Consider the following 18195-nt stretch of genomic DNA (forward strand, 5'->3'; position numbering starts at 1 on the left):
CGCGGGGGAGACGGCGGTGGACGTGACGAACGCCGCACGTGGGCCGACACCGGAATGGTTGCCTTCGCTAAAGGACTTGGAAGGGGCATGGATCTGTTCTCCCCCGTGACACTCGGTGACCTGCACCTCGCCAACCGCGTCGTGATGGCCCCGCTGACGCGCATGCGCGCCGGTGCCTCCGGCATCCCGAACGACCTGCTCGTCGAGCACTACGCACAGCGCGCGAGCCTCGGCCTCATCATCACCGAGGGCACCTACCCCCGTTACGAGTCGCAGGCCTTCGTCGGCCAGCCCGGCATCGTCACCGACGAGCAGGTGGCCGGTTGGCGACGGGTCGCCGAGGCGGTGCACGCCCGCGGCGGGAAGATCGTCGTGCAGGTCATGCACGGCGGCAGGGTCACCCACCCCGACGTCAACGGCGGCCGTCGCGTCGAGGCGCCCAGCGCCATCGCGATCGAGGGCGAGGGCCACACGGAGCAGGGCAAGCAGGCCTACCCCGTGCCGCACGCGCTGACCGTCGAGGAGGCCCGCGAGGTCCGGGACGACTTCGTCGCCGCCGCCCGCCGCGCCGTCGAGGCCGGTCTGGACGGCGTGGAGCTGCACGGCGCCAACGGCTACCTGCTGCACGAGTTCCTCTCCCCGGCCTCCAACCAGCGCGACGACGTCTACGGCGGTACCCCGGAGAACCGGGCTCGCTTCGTGGTCGAGGTGGTCACCGCGGTCGTCGAGGCGATCGGCGCGGGCCGGGTCGGCCTGCGCATCTCCCCCGAGCACAACATCCAGGACGCCCTGGAGACCGACCGCGACGACGTCCTGGCCACCTACGGCTCGCTGCTCGACCAGTTGCGCCCGCTGGGCCTGGCCTACCTGTCGGTGCTGCACGCCGACCCCGCCGGTGACCTGGTGCAGGAGCTGCGCCGCCGCTTCGGCGGTCCGCTGATGGCCAACAGCGGCTTCGGCTCGGTGACCACCAGGGACGAGGCGGTGCGCCTCGTCGAGGCCGCGCACGCCGAGGCCGTCGTCGTCGGCCGGGCCGTGATCGCCAACCCCGACCTGGTCGAGCGCTGGCAGGGCGAGCACCCGGAGAACGAGCCGAACGGCGCGCTGTTCTACGCCTCCGGCCCCGAGGGCTACACCGACTACCCGTTCCTCCAGCTCAGCCGCGGCTGACCCGCTGCCGGCGGAACCCGGCGACCCCCTCGGGCCGCCGGGTTCCGTCGCGCCGGGACCGCGCCACGGCCCCCGCGCGTCACCAGGGCACCGGCCCGGCGTCCTCGAAGAACCCGCCGGTCGGGCCGTCGTCGGGCAGCGTCGCGAGCGTCAGGGCGATCGCCGCGCCCTGCTCGGGGGTGCGCACCCCGCGGAAGCCGTTGAGGTCGGTCGCGACGAAACCGGGGCAGCCGGCGTTGATCAGGACGTTCGTGTCGCGCAGTTCCCTGGCGTACTGCACGGTGACGGCGTTCAGGAACGTCTTCGACGGCGCGTAGGCGACGGCGACCGGACCGGTGGTGAGCGCGTTGGCGGCTCCGGACTGCCGGGTGAGGGAGCCCGTGCTGCTGGACATGTTCACGATCCGCGGCGAGGCGGAGCGGCGCAGCAGCGGCAGCATCGCGTTGGTGACGCGGACGACGCCGATCACGTTGGTCTCCACGACCGTCCGGATGATCGCCGGGTCGACCGCGGTGGGCTCCTGCGGTCCGCCACCGGTGACACCGGCGTTGTTGACCAGCACGTCGAGCCGACCGGCCCGCTCCTCGACCAGCCGCGCGGCGGCGGTCGTGCTCGCGTCGTCCGTCACGTCCAGCGGCACGCCGAACGCGTCCACCCCGGCCGCGCGCAGCTTCTCCACCGCCGTCTCCCGGCGCCGGTCGTCGCGGGCGCCGACGCCGACGCTGAAACCGAGAGCCCCCAGGCCCGCCGCGATCTCGTAGCCGATTCCCTTGTTCGCCCCGGTGACCAGGGCGATCCTTCGTCCGCTCATGGGACTCACACTGCCCCGGACCCCGGTGAGGGAGCCAACACCGATCAGGTGGGCGTCGATACCGCACGGGTATGGATCGCGTACCGTGCACGTGTGGAGACCAGGGAACTGCGGTACTTCGTCGCCGTCGCGGAGGAGCTGCACTTCGGACGCGCCGCGCAGCGCCTCGGGATCGCGCAGCCGCCCCTGTCGCGGGCGATCCAGCAGCTCGAACGCAGGCTCGGAGCGACCCTGCTGGACCGCACGAGCCGGGCCGTCGCGCTGACCGAGGCCGGTTCGGTGCTGCTGACCGAGGGCCGGGCGGCTCTCGACGCGGTCGACGCCGCCGACCGCAGGACCCGCCGCGCCGCCCTCGCCGCGACCGGGCGTCCCGGCCTGGTCCTGGCCACCAAGGCCGGAGCCACCAGCGAACTGCTGGCGAAGCTGCTCGACGCCTACGCCGCCGAACCCGGCGCCACCCCGGTGGACGTCGTCCTGTGCGGCCCGGCCGAGCAGGAGGGGCTCCTGCGCGACGGCAGGGCCGACGTGGCGCTGCTGCACCGGCCCTTCGACTCCACGGTCGGGTTCGACGTGGAGGAGCTCAGCACGGAGGGCCAGGTGGTGATCCTGCCCGCCGGTCACCCGCTCACCGTCCGCCCCCACCTGCACCTGGCCGACGTCACCGCGCTGCCCGGCCTGCCCCTGCCGCGCTGGCCCCACCTCGACGGCACCTACCCGCCCGGCCCCGGTCCGGAGGTCCGCGACCACACGCAGCTGTTGCAGCTGGTCGCCCTCGGCCGTGCTTGCACGATCGTGCCGGAGTCGTCCCGCTCCCAGCTGACGGGCGACCTCGTCGCCGTGCCGGTGCTGGACGCGCCGCCGGTCACCACCGTGATCGCCTGGCCTCCGCACAGCCGGTCCAGGGCCGTCGCCGACCTCGTCCGGGTCGCGGCCCGTCTCTGAGCACCCCGCGGGACGCGCCGACGGCTGGCCGGTCCCGCCCCGCCCGACCACGGCCGTCGCCACCGTTCCGCGCGGGGAGGACATCGGGGGCGCGGTGTCGGTGACCGGGCCGCGTGCGGCGCCCCGCTCCGCACCGGGGCGGGGTCAGAGGGTGACGACCGCCCGGTAGCGCGCTCGGCCGTCGCGCACGACGTCGACCGCGGCGTTGATCTCCGACACCGGGAAGGTCTCCACCAGGGGGCCGATGCCGTGGCGAGCGGCGAAGTCGAGCATCAGCCGGGTCTCGCTCGGGGACGCGGGCACTCCGCCGGAGATCTTCTTCTCGGCGGGCAGCAGGTGCATCGGGTCCACGGAGATCGCCTCCGGGGGCAGCCCGACGACGCTGAGCGTGCCCTGCGGGACCAGCAGGTCGAGGTAGTCGTTCCACGGCAGGCCGGCCGAGACGGTGGACAGGACGACGTCGAAGGACCCCGCCGCGGCTGCGAGGGCGCCCTCCTCGCGCGCGGCGACGAACGAGGTGGCGCCGAAGCGGCGCGCGTCGTCCTCCTTGGCCCGCGAGGTGGAGATCGCGGTGACGTCGCAACCCCACTTCGCGAGGAACTGAAGCGCCAGGTGCCCGAGCCCGCCGATGCCGACGACGGCCACCCGGTCGACGGGGCGGACGCCGTGCCTGATCAGCGGGGCGAACACGGTGACCCCGGCGCACATCATCGGCGCGGCCTGCTCGGAGGGGATCGCGTCCGGGATCGGGTAGGCCGTGCGCCAGTCCGAGGCGCGCAGCAGTTCGGTGAAGGCGCCCCCGTCGCCGCGCATCACGGTGTCGTCGCGCGCGGGGCAGAGGTTGTGGCGCCCGCTGAGGCACAGGGAGCAGCGGAAGCAGGCCCCGGCGATGGCGCCGACGCCCACCCTGGTGCCGATCGGCAGGAGGTCGGTGTCCACGGCGGCGCCGACGGCTTCGACCAGACCGACGGCCTCGTGCCCGGCGACGCGGGGGAAGCCGCCGATGCGGTACTCGTCGTCGATCATCCCGACGTCGCTGTGGCAGACCCCGACGTGCGTCACGCGGACGTCGACCTCCAGCGGGCCGAGGGGGCCGGTCTCGCGGTCGTACGGCTCCAGGCGGGAGCTGGCGGAGCGAGCGGCGTAGGAGGTGGTGAGCACGGTGTCCCCTTCGGTCGAGGGTGTGGCGTCGCGGTGGTCGAGCTCAGCGTAGTGTACGAAACGGTTCCGTACTGTTTGAAGTTCTGAACTGCGGAAATCGTGTCTGAAAAGGATCAACGAGGTGCGGGTGGGGTGCGAACCCTATGCTCGTGCGATGAGTGCCCGCCGCCCGCTGGACCCGACTCGCGACGCCCGGATCCTCGACGCGGTGCTGGAACTCGTCGCCGAGGCGGGGTACGTGTCGATGACGATCGACGCCGTGGCCGCCAGGGCCGGGACCTCGAAGGCCACCATCTACCGGCGGTGGCGCAACAAGCGCGAGATCGCGCTCGCCGCCATGGGGCGCTACCGGGGGACGTGGACCTCGTGGTCCGTCGACACCGGGACGCTGCGGAGCGACCTGCTCGCTCACGCCCACCGCTTCGCCGAGATCCTCGACGGGTTCGACGGCAGGCTCGCGGTCGGCCTGGTGCAGGCCCGCGCCTCGGACCCGGAGCTGATCGACGAACTGGAGACGCGGTTCTCCAGCGGCGCGCGGCTCCCGGCCGAGGTGGTCGAACGGGCCGTGCGGCGCGGTGAGCTGACGGGCCCCGCCGACCACCGCCTCTTCGAGGAGGTCGTCGCGTCGGTGATGTTCATGCGCTGGCTGTGGCGGCTGCCGCTGGACGACGCCTTCCTGGAGCACGTGGTCGACCGCCTGGCCCTGCCCGTCCTGCGCTCCACGTCCTAACCGGGACGGGAGGCCCGTCCGCGCACGTCCCGTCCGGGGTGACCGGGGTCACTTTGACCGCGGATCGGATCGTCGGGATGCTGGGAGCAGAGGGGAGTACCCGCTCCGCTCGTGATCGTCACTACGGCCGCTCCGCGGCGGCCCGGTCACGACGCCACCGCTGTCGGTGGTCGGGGAGACCTCTGGTTCGCACGAGAGCCGGAGGAACCGCCATGCGCGCCACCACCCGTCTGACCGCCGCCGTCGCCGCGATCGTCGCCGTCACCGCCCTGAGCGCCTGCGGGACGTTGCAGGAGGCCTCCGACACGGCCGCCGCCGTCGCCGACACGGCCTCCACCGTCCAGGTGTGCACCACCGCCCTGTCGCAGGCCGTCTCCTCGGTCGACACGTCCAGCCCCGAGCAGGCGGTCGACCAGGCGCACACCGCCGCGAGCGGCCTGAGCGACCTGGCCGCCACCGCCGCGAACAGCACCGTCGACGAGGCCCTCACCGCCCTGGCGACGACCCTGCGCGAGGTCACCGTGGACGACCTCGTCCTGCGCCCGGCCGCGTGGCTGGAGGACAGGGCCGCCCGCGTCGCCGACCTGACCGCCGCCTGCGCGTCCTGACCGCGGCGACGTCCGCTCCGACCGTGGCACAGTGGGAACCCGTTCTCCGCTGCACGGAAGGAACTCCGGGTGTCGTCCTCCGCGATCGGTTCGCCGGACCGGACGCGGCGGTGGGCGTACGCGCTCGTCGTGGCCGCCCTCCTCACCGGGATGGCGGTCGCGATGGTCACGGCGGCCGTGGAGCAGACCCCGACCGTCGACGAGCCGGTCTACGTGGGCGCGGCGGTGGTCCACCTGGAGCAGCGCAGCCTGCGGTACAACCCGGAGCACCCCCCGCTGGGCAAGCTGATCGTCGCGACCGGGCTGGTCTTCGCCGACGTGCGACTCGATCCCGCCTTCGTCGGCGACCAGACGCAGCTCGGCCGGCACGTGCTCTACGAGTCGGGCAACGATCCGGGACGGCTGCTGCTGCTGGCCCGACTGCCGATGATCGTGCTCACGCTGCTCTTCGGGCTGGTCGTCCTCGCGTTCGCCCGTGATCTGGCCGGTCCGGCCGGAGGGGTGCTCGCGCTCGCCCTGTACGCGTTCTCCCCCGACGTCGTCGCGCACGGGTCGCTGGCCACGCTCGACGTGCCGGCGGCCGGTTTCCTGCTGACCTCGGTCTGGCTGCTGTGGCGGGCCAGGCGCAGCCCCGCCCGCCACCTCCCGCTCGCGGGACTCGCCCTCGGCGCGGCCCTGGCCACGAAGACGAGCACCCTGGCCGCGGTTCCGGTGCTGCTGCTCCTGGTCGTGCTGTCCGTCCGGCACGCCCGCCGCACGCGCGGCCCCGGCCCGGACGGGACGGCCCGGTTCGCCGGACCCGCCGCGGCGGTGCTCGCCGTGGCGCTGATCGCGGTCGCCGCGGTGTGGGCCTCCTACCTCGTCGTGGACCCGCGGCTGCGCTGGGAGACGCCACCGGGCCTGCCGACCGCGGGGGGACCGCGCGCGCTCGTCGCCGCGTTGCCGTTCCCCGAGCCGTACCGGGACGGGATGCGCGTCCAGTTCGGCTTCGAGGACCGGGTGTGGGGCGGCTTCCTGTTCGGCCGCCAGTACCGCGGTTCGCTCTGGTACTACCTGCCGGCCGCGCTGCTGGTGAAGACACCGCTGGGCGCTCTGGCGCTCTGGCTGGCCGGTGCCGTCGCGGTGGTGGCGGTTCCCCGGCTGCGCCCGGCTGCGGCCTACGCGCTCGTCCTCCCGGTCGTGCTGCTGGTCGTGGCCACGACCAGCGCCCGCGATCTCGGTGTCCGGTACGCGATCTTCGTGCCGGTGTTCCTGGCGGTCGTGGCGGCCGCCGTGGTCGTCGTGCGCAGACGGTGGGCGCACGTCGCCGCGGCGCTCCTGGTCGCCTTCGCCGCGATCAGTTCGCTGCGGACGTTCCCGTACTACCTGCCCTACTCCAACGAGGCGTTCGGCGGACCGGCGCGGACCCGGCTGCACCTGCACGACTCGAACGTCGACTGGGGGCAGGACCTGGGGCGGCTGGCGGACCACCTGCGCCGGCACCACCCGGGAGAGCGGGTCTGGCTCGTCTACAAGGGCAGCGGCCTGCCGTCGCACCACGGCATCGACGCCGCCGACCCGCGCACCGCGCCCCCGGACCGGGTGCGCGGGCTGCTGGTCGTGTCGAACTCCTCCGCCGCCGGGGCCGACGACCGGCTCGGGGCGCTGATCGCGAGCAGCACGCCGATCGGCCAGGTCGGTCACTCCATCACGATCTACCGCCGGTCGCAGCCGGAACCCGCGCCCGTCAGGTGAGGGCGTCCACGACGTGCGCTGCGGTCTCGGAGACGAGGGCCTCGTCGTACGCGGCGTCGGCGGCGGAGCGGCTGGACATGATCGAGACGAGCAGCGGTGCGGAGTCCGGTGGCCACACGACGCCGATGTCGTTGAGCGTGGCGTGGTCCCCGGTGCCGGTCTTGTTGGCCACGCGCCACCCCGCGGGCACGCCCGCCCGCGTGCGCCGAGCCCCGGCGACACCGCGCTCCAGCAGATCGCGGAGGAAGTCGCGGTCGTCGGCGGGCAGGGCGTCCTCCAGCACGATCCGCCGGTAGTCGGTGCCGATGGCCCGCGGTGTGGTCGTGTCGCGCGGGTCGCCGGGCGCGGCCTCCACGATGTGCGGCTCGAACCGGTCCATCCGGGTGACGTCGTCGCCGAGGTCCCGCAGGTACGCCGTCAGCTCGGCCGGGCCGCCGAGGTCGCGCAGCAGCAGGTTGCCCGCCGTGCCGTCGCTGAAGCGGACCGCCGCGTCGCACAGGTCGCGGATCGTCATGCCCGTGGCCACGTGCTGCCGGGTGATGGCGGAGCTCGCCATCAGGTCGGCCTCGGTGTAGGTGACGACGGTGTCCAGGTGCGCGGCGGGGTTGCGGTGCAGGACGGCGGCCGCCGCGAGACCCTTGAACGCCGAGCAGAACGCGAACCGCTCGTCCGCGCGGTGGGCGATGGTCGCGCCGGTGCCGGTCGCGACGGCGTACACGCCCAGGCGCGCGTCGAACTTCCGCTCCAGGTCGAGCAGGCGCTCGTGTCGCTCGGGCGGTGCGCTGGAGGTGGTCGCCGGAGCCGGTGCGGTGGGCTGCGGTGCGGTGGACTGCGGGGTGGAGCACCCCGCCAACGGCAGCAGGGCGAACGTCCTGAGCAGGGTGCGGCGGGTAGCGGGTCGTGCGGTGGTCATCATCGCCTCCGGTGTCGCTCGCGGGTGGGACGAGCTTCGCAAGCGACACCGGCCGCGGTCCTGCGGGGCGTCGATCGGGTTCTGCGGCGCGGGACGCGCGGCCAGGTCCTCCAGCACGCCTCGCGCGCCTCGGGTGTGCAGCGTCGTCAGCGTCGCGGTGTACGCCGCGACGAACCACGCGTCGCCGAACAGCTCCCGCTGGCGCAAGAACGCCAGCGGGTCCTCGCGCCAGCGGCGCGCGGCGGCCACGAGGGGCTCGCGCAGCCGGTCGACCACCTCGAAGGGCCTGCCCCGCTCGTCCACGCCCTCGGCGTAGCGGGCCCAGCTCGCCACGACGGCGGCGAGGTTCTCCCGCACGACCGGCAGCGGGAACACGGGAATCCGATCGGACGTGTCGGCGCACAGCCGGGCGAGGCTGTCGCTCACCTCCGCGTTGGAGAAGCGCTCCAGCAGCGGGTCCGCGTAGCGGTCGAGGTCCACGCCGGGAACCGGCGGCAGGGTCGGGACGGCTTCGCGGACCGCGTACCACCGCAGGAAGGACGCGAACAGCGGATCGCGGCACACCTCGTGGGTCAACCGGTACCCCGCCAGGTGACCGAGGTAGCCGAGCGCCTGGTGGCTCGCGTTGAGCAGGCGCAGCTTCATCGGCTCGCGGGTGGAGTCGGGGTGCTTGACCACCACGGTGTACAGGTGGTCCTGCGCTTCCAGCACCTCCTTCCTCCTCCGGCCACCGGACAGCACGCCGACGCCGCAGATCCCGAAGTCCGTCGCCAGTCCGCGGCGCATCAGCTCGTCGAGGTGCACCGCCTGGTGGGCGCGGTGGAAGCCGCCGACGCCGGCGAGCAGCAGCGGCACGAACAGGTCGTCGTCGACGTGGTCGGCGGTCATCACGGGCTGGAGGTCGGGAGGGCCGCGCCAGGCGGGTCGCGAGCGGTGTGCCGGCGGCGTCGAGCGGAACGACGAGCAGGGGCGCCCCGCTGTCGGGCACGACGTGCGTCCCCTCGGAGCCGTGGGCCGCGTTCCGCTCGTGCGGCACGTCGGGCACGTCGTGGTGGTGCGGTGCGGGTGCTCCGGGGAGAGGCCCTCGGTCGTCCCGCCCCCGCCCGGCGCGCGCAGTTCGTCCGCTCGCGGGTCTTGCCCGCGCCGTCGACCGGCCGCGGGCGCTCGCCCGCTCCCGGACCGGTCGTCGACCTCTCGCCCGTCCTCGTGTTCCGGCCGGAGGAGACGCTGGGACGGGTTCTCCGGACGGAGTGGAGGAGGTGACCGGCGCGCTGTGCGACCGGCCCGCGCAGTCCGGTACCCCTCGGGCCGGACTTCGTGCTCCACCCCGTCTACCCCCGTCGCGGCGCGACAAACGCCGCACGAGTGCCCGGTGGACGAACGTCCCGACGGGGACGAACGCCGCCGGTCGGCGCTCCGGCGGACCGGTCGGCGTGCCGGCGGTAGCCTCGGGGCAGTGCGACGAACGGAGTTGGGGCGATGAACGCGGATCGGGAACCGGTGATCGACGCCGAGATCGTGGAGGACGAGGCGGCTCGGCCCGTCGTACCGCCCGCCGACCGCACCCCGGACTACACCCCGGACGGCGTGCCCACGTTCGACCACGTCCGCGACCGCGTCGAGCAGCGGGTCGCCACCGGCGTCGGAGCCGGGGAACTGGCCGACGCCACCGCGGAGGCGAAGGCGGTCGAGGACCAGTTCGAGGCCCGTCAGCGGGCGGGGCTCGACAGGCTGGAGGAGATCCGCCGCTCGATGCGCGGCGACGCCTGAGGGCCGCTGCTCCGCCCGCCGTCCTCCGGCGGCTCGTCGTCGTGCCGGGCTGCGGTGGCGCGGGCGCGCCGGCCAGCACGGCTGGGGCGCCGTGCTGGCGGGTGCGGGGTCAGCGCCAGCCGAGGGCCGGGGCGACGTGGGTGAGGACGTTGTCGAGCACGTGCGCGTTGTAGTCGACGCCGAGCTGGTTGGGCACGGTCAGCAGCAGCGTGTCGGCCTCGGCGACGGCCTCGTCCCCGGCCAGCTGCTCGACCAGGACGTCGGGTTCGGCGGCGTAGGTGCGGCCGAAGATCGCCCTCGTGCTGGCGCCGATGTAGCCGACGTGGTCGGCGCTGCCGGTGTCGTCGCCGAAGTACGCGCGGTCCAGGTCCGAGGTGAGCGCGAAGATGCTGCGCGAGACCGAGACGCGCGGCTCGCGCTGCCAGCCGGCGTCCGCCCACGCCTTGCGGAACGCCCGGATCTGCTCGGCCTGCTGCACGTGGAACGGTGCCCCGCCCTCGTCGTTCTTCAGCGTCGAACTCATCAGGTGCATGCCCTGCTCCGCCGCCCAGACCGCGGTGGCGTTGGAGCTCGCGCCCCACCAGATCCGCTCCCGCAGCCCCGGCGAGTGCGGCTCGACGCGCAGCAGTCCCGGAGGGTTGGGGAACATCGGGCGCGGGTTGGGCCGGGCGAAGCCCTCGCCCCGCAGCACGGTCAGCAGCACCTCGGCGTTCTTGCGGGCCATGTCGGCCTCCGTGTCGCCCTCGCTCGGCTGGTAGCCGAAGTACCGCCACCCGTCGATCACCTGCTCGGGCGACCCCCTGGAGAGGCCGAGCTGGAGCCTGCCACCGGAGACGAGGTCCGCCGCACCGGCGTCCTCGGCCGTGTACAACGGGTTCTCGTACCGCATGTCGATCACGCCGGTGCCGATCTCGATGCGTTCGGTCCTGGCGCCGATCGCGGCCAGCAGCGGGAACGGCGAGGCCAGCTGCCGCGCGAAGTGGTGCACCCGGAAGTAGGCGCCGTCCGCGCCGAGTTCTTCCGCGGCCACCGCGAGGTCGACGGCTTGCAGGAGCGCGTCCGACGCGGTCCTCGTCTGCGAGTGCGGGCTGTCGGACCAGTGCCCGAAGGACAGGAAGCCGATTTTCTTCACCCCCGTGGAACGCGTCACCACGCTGATCGATTCCGCGGCCTCGTCCGTCGCGGCCCGAACCGCGGGCTGCACGGCCCCGTGCCGGGGAAGGAGGTCGACGACCGCTTCCCCGTGGTCCGACGCGGACGAGTTCCGGGTCGACCCGGACGCGGGCACCCGCACGCCGCCGGGTTCTGGACCGCGCTGACCGACACCGACGAGGTCACCGTCATCGGGACGAACTTCACCCGATCGTGGTGGCACTCCTGGTGGAGCGACCTCGCTCGACCTGCCGAGCGGGTGTTCCGGGCCAGCAACACCCGCCCAGTGCACCTGTTCCGCGTGCTCGCGGACGCGGCGGGAGGTGGACCACGTCGCGTCGAGCGCCTTCCTCACCGGCCGTGCCGGAGGGCCTGCGGGGTGTGGTTAAGCTGACCCCGAGTGGTCGGAGGACACCGTGGAGAGTGGTGCGTTGCGACCGGGTGACGTGTTGGCCGCGGCGGAGAGCGCACCGCCGGTCGAGTCCGTCGAGGTCGTCGCGCGCGACCTGGCGAAGCGGTTCGCGGCCTTCGACGTGTCGTTCCTGCTGGTCGACCTGGTCGAGGAACAGCTGGTGCGCCTGACCTCGACCGCGCAGAGCCGGGGCGGGGGCGGCGGGGAGCGCGTCGACCTGCGCGACAGCGCCTACGAGGAGGTGCTGCGCACCCAGCGGCCCTGGCAGGAGCAGGACGGCGACGGCGTGCGGGTGGTGCTGCCGGTGACCAACCGGGGCGACTGCGTCGGCGTGCTGGAGGTGACCGTGCCCTCGCTCGACGAGGAGGTGCTGGCGCAGCTGGGAGAGGCCGCGCACGCACTGGCCTACGTCATCGTCACCGACCGCCGCTTCACCGACCTCTACCACTCCGGCCGCCGCACCACGACGATGAGCCTGGCCGCGGAGATCCAGCACCAGCTGCTGCCCTCGGCGTCCTGCTGCGAGGCGGCCCAGTTCACCGTCGCCGGGGCACTGGTGCCCGCCCACGACATCGGCGGCGACACCTACGACTACTCCCTGGACCGCGACACCCTGCACCTGTCGATCACCGATGCCGTCGGTCACGACGTCGCCTCGGCCCTGACCGCCACTCTGCTGGTCGGTGCGCTGCGCGGGGCCCGCCGGGCCGGCGGCGATCTGGCGGAGCAGGCTCGGCGGGCCAACCAGGCGCTGCTGGAGCACGGCCGGCACTCGCTGGCCACCGGCCTGCTGCTGCGCGTGGACCTGCGCGAGGGAGGGGTCGAGCTGGTCAACGCCGGCCACCCCGCGCCGCTGCTGCTGCGCGACGGTCTGGTGGAGCCGGTCGAACCGGAGATCGACCTGCTCTTCGGCGTCATCCCGTACGAGTACCGGGTGCAACGGCTGGACCTGCGTCCCGGTGACCGGCTGGTGCTGCTCACCGACGGCATGTTCGAACGCGAGGCCGCCGGTGCCGACCTGTCCGCGCTGGTCCGCGACACCGCCCGGCTGCACGCCAGGGAGGTCGTGCGGACGGTGACCAGGGCGGTGCGGCAGGCGTGCACCGATCGCCTGCGGGACGACGCCACCGTGCTGTGCCTGGACTGGCACGGGATCGGCCACACCGAACGCCACGCCGACAACGGCGCCGACACGGACACCGCCTCACCTCTCCGGGGTGCGACGCCGGACGTCGCACCACCCGACCGGCGCGACGGTGACACCGCCGGTCCGCGGGGACGATAGTTCCCTCCACAGTGGACTCCGCTGTGGAGGGGGTAACTCTTCCGAGTGGACATTTTCATCACACGGTGCCGTTCTCCGCATCCGCGCGGCGAGTTGCATCCAGCGCCCCTAGCGTCTGAGCGGTGGCCGGGGCCGCAAAACCGGTCGGTGGTCGGTACACAGTGGACGTACCGCGACCATCTGATCCGTGCGCACAAACCTCGATCACGTGAACTGGCCGGATTCTGCCGGCCCGGTCGATCGGTCGACGGAAGGTTGCACGGATGAACGACACGGCTACGGCGACATCGACGGGGGAGCCCCGGCGCCTCCGCTGGGCGGCCCTCGTGGCAGTCGGTGCTCTGGCGGGCACCCTGGCCCTCCTCGGCACGATGTCGAGCCACCCGGAGGCTCACGCGGTCGAAGCACCGGTGGACCTGGGTGTCGCGGCGAGCTTCTCGGTGCTGGGCGGTCAGTCCGTCACCAACACCGGTGAGAGCACCCTGAGCGGAGACCTCGGGGTGAGTCCGGGAACGAGCATCACAGGTTTTCCGCCGGGCGTGGTCGGCGGCACCATCCACATCGACGACGCGGTGGCCGATCAAGCGCAGGCCGACCTGACGGTCGCCTACAACGACGCCGCGGGCCGTGCGCCCACCGGGAACGTTCCCGCGGACCTCGTCGGGCTGACCCTGGTCGGAGGCGTGTACCGGGCACCCGGTGCGCTCGGGCTGTCCGGGACGCTGACCCTCGACGCCGAGGGCGACCCGAACACCGTCTGGATCTTCCAGGTGGCCTCGGAGTTGATCACCGCCTCGAACAGCTCGATCAACCTGATCAACGGAGCCAGGGCGTGCAACGTCTTCTGGCAGGTCGGCAGCTCCGCCACGCTCGGCACGAACTCCGACTTCGTCGGCACGATCATGGCGCTGACGTCGATCACGGCGAACACGGGGGCGGACGTCCGGGGCCGCGCGCTCGCGCGCAACGGCTCGGTCACCCTGGACGACAACACGTTCGTCACCGAGCAGTGCGAGGCCGTTCCGACGACCACAACCACGACCACCACGACCACCACCACGGACGCCACGACGACGACGGTGCCGACGATCACCACGACGACGACCGTGCCGACGGTCACCACGACCGACGCCACGACCACGTCCGTGCCGACCGGCACGGACGTCACCACGACGACCGTGCCGACGATCACCACGACGACCGGTACGGCGACCGGCACGACCACCGGTACGGCGACCGGTACGAACACGACCTCGCCGAGCACCACCACGTCGCCGACGACCACGACCACGGGCGTCACGACGACGACCACCGGTGTCACCACGACGACGACCGGCTCGAAGACCACGACCGCGCCGACCACCACGTCCCGTACCACCGCGGTGCCGACGGCCACGTGCGCCACCACGACCACGTGCCCCACGGCGACGTGCCCCACGTCGACCACGTGCCCGAAGCCGACGACCACCACGACGACGACGGCGACGTGCGCTCCGACGGCCACGTGCCCGTCCACGACGTCCGTGCCGACGACGACGGCGACGTGCGCTCCGACGACCACGTGCCCGTCCACGACGTCCGTGCCGACGACGACGGCCACGTGCGCTCCGACGACCACGTGCCCGTCCACGACGACCGCCACGGCGACGACGGCCACGACGACGACGGCGACGTGCGCTCCGACGACCACGTGCCCGACGCCGACGACGGCCACCTGCGCCCTCACGTGCGCCACCAGCACGACGACCGGTCGGACGACGACCGCGCCGACGAGCACGCCGGGCACCGGGTCGTCCACCTCGGCCACGACCACCGCGGCGTGGGGTGGCGCGGGTCAACTCGAATCGCCCACTCGTCCCCGTGGCGCGGTGCGACCGGTGCACGTCCAGTCGCGGTCCGCGGAACTCCCCGACACCGGGGCCAGCACCCCGTTCGGTCTGCTGGTGAGCCTCGGTGCGCTGCTCCTGGCGCTGGGCGGTGCGCTCATCTGCGTCCGACGTCGGTGGACGCGGTCGAACGGGTAGCGCTGTGAGCCGGTGGTGTCCGGTCGGTGCCGAGCACGTGGGCGCTGGCCGGACACCACCGGCCGGGCGCGGGTCGCCGCGCCCGGCCACGCTCCCCGCGGAACGGGCGAACCGTTCGGCGGGGAGCGCCCGAGGAGTCGTCTCGCGCGGTCGGAGACGCTTCCTCGGTGCGGTGTGGACGTAGCGGGGGGCACATCGAGCGCCGACGTCCGAGTCGGCGCCGCCTCGGGCGCAGCACGAAGCCCGGCCGGTCCGGCCGGAGGCAGGAGCGCTGAGATGATCTCGAACCGGTCCAGTTCCGCCGCCGACGTCGAGAACGGGACCGCGTCATGACGGGCACCGCTCCGCCGGACCCACCGGACCCGCCGGACCCACCCCCGTCCGAAACCGAATCCGTTCCACCGGACGCGGAGGTGGTCCGCGGCAGGCTGTGGCGCAGGCGTGTCCGGATCAACGTGAGCCGTCGTCGACGACCGCGTTCCACCGATCGCTGATCACCTCCTCGGCACGTCCACGGCGCACCTGGTCGGGCGGACGACCGCACTGCGAACGTACCGGGGGGCGGTGGCGAGGTGGACGCCTCGCTGCCACGTTCGTCGAGCTGGCGGACACCCCGGTCAACCCCCTGTTCCGGAACCGCTCCGGGAGCGGGACGCGACCGCGGTGCTGGGGCCGCTGCGGTGGGGGCAGACATCGCCACCACCGGCCTGCGGCAACGACGTTCGATCCGCGACCAGGTGCTGACCGGGCGGTTGCCCGCCGCACGAGGTCGGCGGGCGCCCCGGGGGCACGCGGGCCGGCCCGATCACCGGAGCGGCGACCCCGCGCGACTCGTGACCAGGTCTCGCAGTTCCCTGGTCGGCGCGAGACCCAGGTCGGTGTGGAGGAGGCGGCTGAACCGGTCGAACGCGTGCACCGCCTCGGACTGGTTGCCCTCGGCCAGGTGCACCCGGATGAGAGCGCTGTGCGCGCTCTCCCGCAGCGGATCGGCCCGGACGACCACTCCCGCCGCGGCCGTGGCGTCACCGAAGCGCCTCGCCTCGACCAGGCCGTCCACCACCGCCTCCAGCGCGTGGAGCCGGAGCTGGCGCCAGTCCTCGGCTTCGAGGAGGACCCAGTCGTCGTACCAGAGCGGCAGCAACTCCGACGACAGGGTGGCGACCGCCCGCGCGCTCAGGTCCACCGCCGCGTGCGGACCGGTTTCGAGCAGGCGGTGGGCGAGCGCCCTGGCGTCGTGCAGGTCGACCGAGACTCCCGGCGCGAGTTCCAGGCTGGACGGGGTGATCAGCAGCGTTTCCCGGCAGGTGCTACTCATGCGGATCAACGTCGACCTGAGGGCCGCGTAGGCGTGCCCCTCGGTCGAGGAGCTCCACAGGGAACCCGCCACGAGCAGCCGCCCCGCCACCCGGTGGCGCATCGCCATGAACGCCAGCAGGCGTTCTGCACCTCTGGAGACGGTGATGGCGTCGGTTCCCCCGGTGAGCTGGAACCCGTCGAGGAGCGCGACGCGCAGACCGCTTCGGGGCACCAGGCGCACGTCCGGTGCCGCCAGCGGAGTCATGAGTTCCGGTGCCCGTGTCGTTCGGGCAGATCCGATGGGGTGATCACGGAGGGCCTCCCGACCTCGTGCCGCGCGAGCCGCGCGTCCGCTGCGGACGGGGACCGAACCGTCGGCCGAGAGTTCCTGTCCGCCGGACGACGGCACGGGCACGGTCTCCGCTCGCGCAGGCTTTCCACGGCCGAAGCCGCCATGCGCGGTCCTCGGTGTGCCGCCGTTCAAACCACCCGTTCGAGGGTCGGCTCCGCCGGTGCTACGACTCGCAGCTGGTGCGGAGGTCCGGAGGCAGGACACGGGGCCGCAGGAGTTGGTGTTGCCGCCGCCGTGGACGGTCTTGCCCGGGTCGGCGCTGGTGCAGTCGATCGTGTCGTTGCCGCCGGAACCGAACACGGTGGTGTCGTTCTGCGTCACGCCGGGGCTGGTGGTGCACGGGACGACCGCCGAGCTCACCGCCACCGGTGGCGCACCGGGGCCCGCCTCCCGGCGGACCGGCGTGGAGAGCGTGCTCACGCCGCAGGAGTCGCAGATCGCGTCGCTGGCGGCGGAGGGGCTGACCGACGAGGAGATCGCCGACCGGCTCCACCTGTCGCACCGCACGGTCGGCGGCCACCTCTACCGGGTGTTCCCGAAGCGGGGCACCACGGCTCGCGCCCAGTTGCGGGACGTGCTGACGGAGCCGCGTCTCGCGTGGCGGCTGCCGGTGTCCGCCCGCTCCTGGCCGGTCGGACACCGGCACCGGTCAGACGTGCATCCGGGCCAGGCCCGCCTCGGTGTCGCGCTCGCCGGTGATCCCGGTCTCGGTCACCGCGCGTTCGAGGACGGCGAGGTCGTCGCCGCTCAGCGCCAGGTCGGTGGCGGCGGCGTTCTCGTCCAGCCGCGAACGGCGTCGGGTACCGGGGATCGCGACGGCGCCCCGCGTCTGGACCCACGCGAGCGCGACCTGGGCGGGGGTGGCGTCCCGGTCCGCGGCCATCCGCCGGACCCGGTCGACGACCCGCAGGTTCGCCGCGATGGCGTCGGGCTGGAACCGGGGGAGCGAGCGCCGGGCGTCTCCCGGCTGGAGGTCGTCGACCCCGGTGATCTCTCCGGTGAGGAACCCGCGCCCGAGCGGCGAGAACGCGACCAGGCCGATGCCCAGCTCCCGGAGCACGTCGAGCACGCCGTTGCCGAGCAGGTCGCGGGAGAACAGGGAGAACTCCGACTGGACCGCGGCGAGCGGGTGCACCGCGTGCGCGCGGCGGACGGTGGCGGCCGAGACCTCGGAGAGCCCGATGTGGCGGACGAGCCCGTCGCGGACGAGTTCGGCCATGCCGCCCACGGTCTCCTCGATCGGCACGGCGGGGTCGACCCGGTGCAGGTAGAACAGGTCGATCACGTCCGTGCCGAGGTGGCGCAGCGAGCGCTCCGCCGCGCGGCGGGCGTACTCGGGGCGGCCGTTGAGGCCGTGCGGCCGGCCGTCGTCGTCGAACTCCGTGGCGAACTTCGTCGCCAGCACCACCTCGTCGCGCCGGTCGCCGATCGCGCGGGCGACGAGCTTCTCGTTCTCGAACGGCCCGTACGCCTCGGCCGTGTCGACGAACGTCACGCCGACGTCGAGGGCGTGCCGCAGGGTCGCGACTGCCTCGGCCTCGTCGGTGGTGCCGTAGAAGGCGCTCATCCCCATGGCGCCGAGTCCCTGGGCGGAGACGGTCAGACCGTCACCCAGTGTCGTCTGCTTCACCTCTTCTCCTGGTCGTGTCCGCAGTGCTCGCCGAGCACCCGGAGGGGACGGTGCGTCCGCACCGGCACGTCCCCCGGCTCGCGGGAGGTGCAGCCCTCCTCCCCGAAGCGGTGGCAGGGGTGGAAGAACTCGGTGTCCTCGACCTGGTCGGCGGTGAGGACGGAGACCCGGTCCCCCACTTCGACGGGAGCAGTCATAGTTTGAT

The 18195-nt window shown here is 73.4% G+C and carries 15 protein-coding genes and 2 pseudogenes; 9 read left to right on the forward strand and 8 right to left on the reverse strand.

Translation table 11 applies throughout. The features are described 5' to 3' along the window. Positions 1–87 precede the first annotated feature (87 nt). Positions 88–1170 carry an alkene reductase gene (locus IMZ35_RS25720; protein WP_199443773.1) on the forward strand — a complete coding sequence of 361 codons (1083 nt, stop codon included), beginning with the start codon at positions 88–90 and terminating at the stop codon, positions 1168–1170. A 79-nt stretch (positions 1171–1249) separates the two neighbouring features. Here IMZ35_RS25720 and IMZ35_RS25725 read toward each other — a convergent pair whose 3' ends face one another. After that, complete coding sequence (locus IMZ35_RS25725) at positions 1250–1981, reverse strand: SDR family oxidoreductase (protein ID WP_199443774.1); 732 nt, start codon at positions 1979–1981, stop codon at positions 1250–1252. Positions 1982–2074: 93 nt separating this feature from the next. Here IMZ35_RS25725 and IMZ35_RS25730 point away from each other — a divergent pair, with 93 nt between their 5' ends. Next, positions 2075–2923, forward strand: a complete 849-nt coding sequence (locus IMZ35_RS25730) for a LysR family transcriptional regulator (protein ID WP_199443775.1) — start codon at positions 2075–2077, stop codon at positions 2921–2923. A 144-nt stretch (positions 2924–3067) separates the two neighbouring features. On the opposite strand, the gene IMZ35_RS25735 is transcribed toward IMZ35_RS25730, so the two are convergent. Beyond that, positions 3068–4084, reverse strand: a complete 1017-nt coding sequence (locus tag IMZ35_RS25735; RefSeq protein ID WP_199443776.1) for an NAD(P)-dependent alcohol dehydrogenase — start codon at positions 4082–4084, stop codon at positions 3068–3070. 154 nt (positions 4085–4238) lie between these two features. Here IMZ35_RS25735 and IMZ35_RS25740 point away from each other — a divergent pair, with 154 nt between their 5' ends. The 3 genes from IMZ35_RS25740 (at position 4239) to IMZ35_RS25750 (ending at position 7156) form a co-directional block, all read left to right on the forward strand. After that, on the forward strand, positions 4239–4814 hold the full coding sequence (locus tag IMZ35_RS25740) for a TetR/AcrR family transcriptional regulator (protein WP_199443777.1): 576 nt from the start codon (positions 4239–4241) through the stop codon (positions 4812–4814). 212 nt (positions 4815–5026) lie between these two features. After that, positions 5027–5422 carry a bacteriophage spanin2 family protein gene (locus tag IMZ35_RS25745; RefSeq protein ID WP_199443778.1) on the forward strand — a complete coding sequence of 132 codons (396 nt, stop codon included), beginning with the start codon at positions 5027–5029 and terminating at the stop codon, positions 5420–5422. A gap of 69 nt (positions 5423–5491) precedes the next feature. Continuing rightward, on the forward strand, positions 5492–7156 hold the full coding sequence (locus IMZ35_RS25750; RefSeq protein ID WP_307868781.1) for an ArnT family glycosyltransferase: 1665 nt from the start codon (positions 5492–5494) through the stop codon (positions 7154–7156). Here the strand turns inward: IMZ35_RS25750 and bla are convergent. Beyond that, positions 7149–8069, reverse strand: coding sequence for a class A beta-lactamase (bla, locus tag IMZ35_RS32325; RefSeq protein ID WP_199443825.1), 921 nt, complete (start codon positions 8067–8069; stop codon positions 7149–7151). The two genes, IMZ35_RS25750 and bla, sit on opposite strands and share 8 nt — an antisense overlap. A gap of 189 nt (positions 8070–8258) precedes the next feature. Continuing rightward, a pseudogene (locus IMZ35_RS32330) lies at positions 8259–8957 on the reverse strand (mannitol dehydrogenase family protein); the annotation flags it as partial. A gap of 591 nt (positions 8958–9548) precedes the next feature. On the opposite strand from IMZ35_RS32330, the gene IMZ35_RS25765 reads away from it, so the two are divergent. Next, on the forward strand, positions 9549–9839 hold the full coding sequence (locus IMZ35_RS25765) for a hypothetical protein (protein ID WP_229373227.1): 291 nt from the start codon (positions 9549–9551) through the stop codon (positions 9837–9839). A 109-nt stretch (positions 9840–9948) separates the two neighbouring features. Here the strand turns inward: IMZ35_RS25765 and IMZ35_RS25770 are convergent, their stop codons facing one another. Next, on the reverse strand, positions 9949–10971 hold the full coding sequence (locus IMZ35_RS25770; RefSeq protein WP_199443827.1) for an LLM class flavin-dependent oxidoreductase: 1023 nt from the start codon (positions 10969–10971) through the stop codon (positions 9949–9951). A gap of 451 nt (positions 10972–11422) precedes the next feature. Here IMZ35_RS25770 and IMZ35_RS25775 point away from each other — a divergent pair, with 451 nt between their 5' ends. After that, entirely contained in the window at positions 11423–12688 is a 1266-nt protein-coding gene (locus IMZ35_RS25775; RefSeq protein ID WP_229373228.1) for a PP2C family protein-serine/threonine phosphatase, read from the forward strand. 371 nt (positions 12689–13059) lie between these two features. Then, a complete protein-coding gene (locus IMZ35_RS32155; protein WP_368857028.1) occupies positions 13060–14712 on the forward strand; it encodes an ice-binding family protein in 1653 nt (550 codons plus the stop codon). An 805-nt stretch (positions 14713–15517) separates the two neighbouring features. Here IMZ35_RS32155 and IMZ35_RS25785 read toward each other — a convergent pair. Then, on the reverse strand, positions 15518–16240 hold the full coding sequence (locus IMZ35_RS25785; protein ID WP_199443781.1) for an AfsR/SARP family transcriptional regulator: 723 nt from the start codon (positions 16238–16240) through the stop codon (positions 15518–15520). Positions 16241–16772: 532 nt separating this feature from the next. On the opposite strand from IMZ35_RS25785, the pseudogene IMZ35_RS31080 reads away from it, so the two are divergent. Next, positions 16773–16919 (forward strand): annotated as a pseudogene (locus IMZ35_RS31080) (helix-turn-helix domain-containing protein); the annotation flags it as partial. Positions 16920–17009: 90 nt separating this feature from the next. On the opposite strand, the gene IMZ35_RS25795 reads toward IMZ35_RS31080, so the two are convergent. Both IMZ35_RS25795 and IMZ35_RS25800 read right to left on the reverse strand, forming a co-directional pair. Continuing rightward, positions 17010–17990, reverse strand: a complete 981-nt coding sequence (locus IMZ35_RS25795) for an aldo/keto reductase (RefSeq protein WP_307868783.1) — start codon at positions 17988–17990, stop codon at positions 17010–17012. After that, positions 17987–18187: a hypothetical protein gene (locus tag IMZ35_RS25800; protein WP_199443782.1), complete on the reverse strand. Its 201-nt coding sequence runs from the start codon at positions 18185–18187 to the stop codon at positions 17987–17989. Before IMZ35_RS25800 ends, IMZ35_RS25795 begins: the two co-directional genes overlap by 4 nt. Positions 18188–18195: the final 8 nt, after the last annotated feature.

The organism is Umezawaea beigongshangensis, from assembly GCF_016464305.1.
In the GTDB taxonomy this organism is placed as follows: Bacteria; Actinomycetota; Actinomycetes; order Mycobacteriales; family Pseudonocardiaceae; genus Umezawaea_A; species Umezawaea_A beigongshangensis.

What these genes read in the sequence shown, in the direction of transcription:
- IMZ35_RS25720 (WP_199443773.1), top strand. Translation starts at nt 88, where the DNA reads ATGGATCTGTTCTCCCCCGTGACACTCGGTGACCTGCACCTCGCCAAC.
- IMZ35_RS25725 (WP_199443774.1), bottom strand. Translation starts at nt 1,981, where the DNA reads ATGAGCGGACGAAGGATCGCCCTGGTCACCGGGGCGAACAAGGGAATC.
- IMZ35_RS25740 (WP_199443777.1), top strand. Translation starts at nt 4,239, where the DNA reads ATGAGTGCCCGCCGCCCGCTGGACCCGACTCGCGACGCCCGGATCCTC.
- IMZ35_RS25745 (WP_199443778.1), top strand. Translation starts at nt 5,027, where the DNA reads ATGCGCGCCACCACCCGTCTGACCGCCGCCGTCGCCGCGATCGTCGCC.
- bla (WP_199443825.1), bottom strand. Translation starts at nt 8,069, where the DNA reads ATGACCACCGCACGACCCGCTACCCGCCGCACCCTGCTCAGGACGTTC.
- IMZ35_RS25765 (WP_229373227.1), top strand. Translation starts at nt 9,549, where the DNA reads ATGAACGCGGATCGGGAACCGGTGATCGACGCCGAGATCGTGGAGGAC.
- IMZ35_RS32155 (WP_368857028.1), top strand. Translation starts at nt 13,060, where the DNA reads ATGTCGAGCCACCCGGAGGCTCACGCGGTCGAAGCACCGGTGGACCTG.
- IMZ35_RS25800 (WP_199443782.1), bottom strand. Translation starts at nt 18,187, where the DNA reads ATGACTGCTCCCGTCGAAGTGGGGGACCGGGTCTCCGTCCTCACCGCC.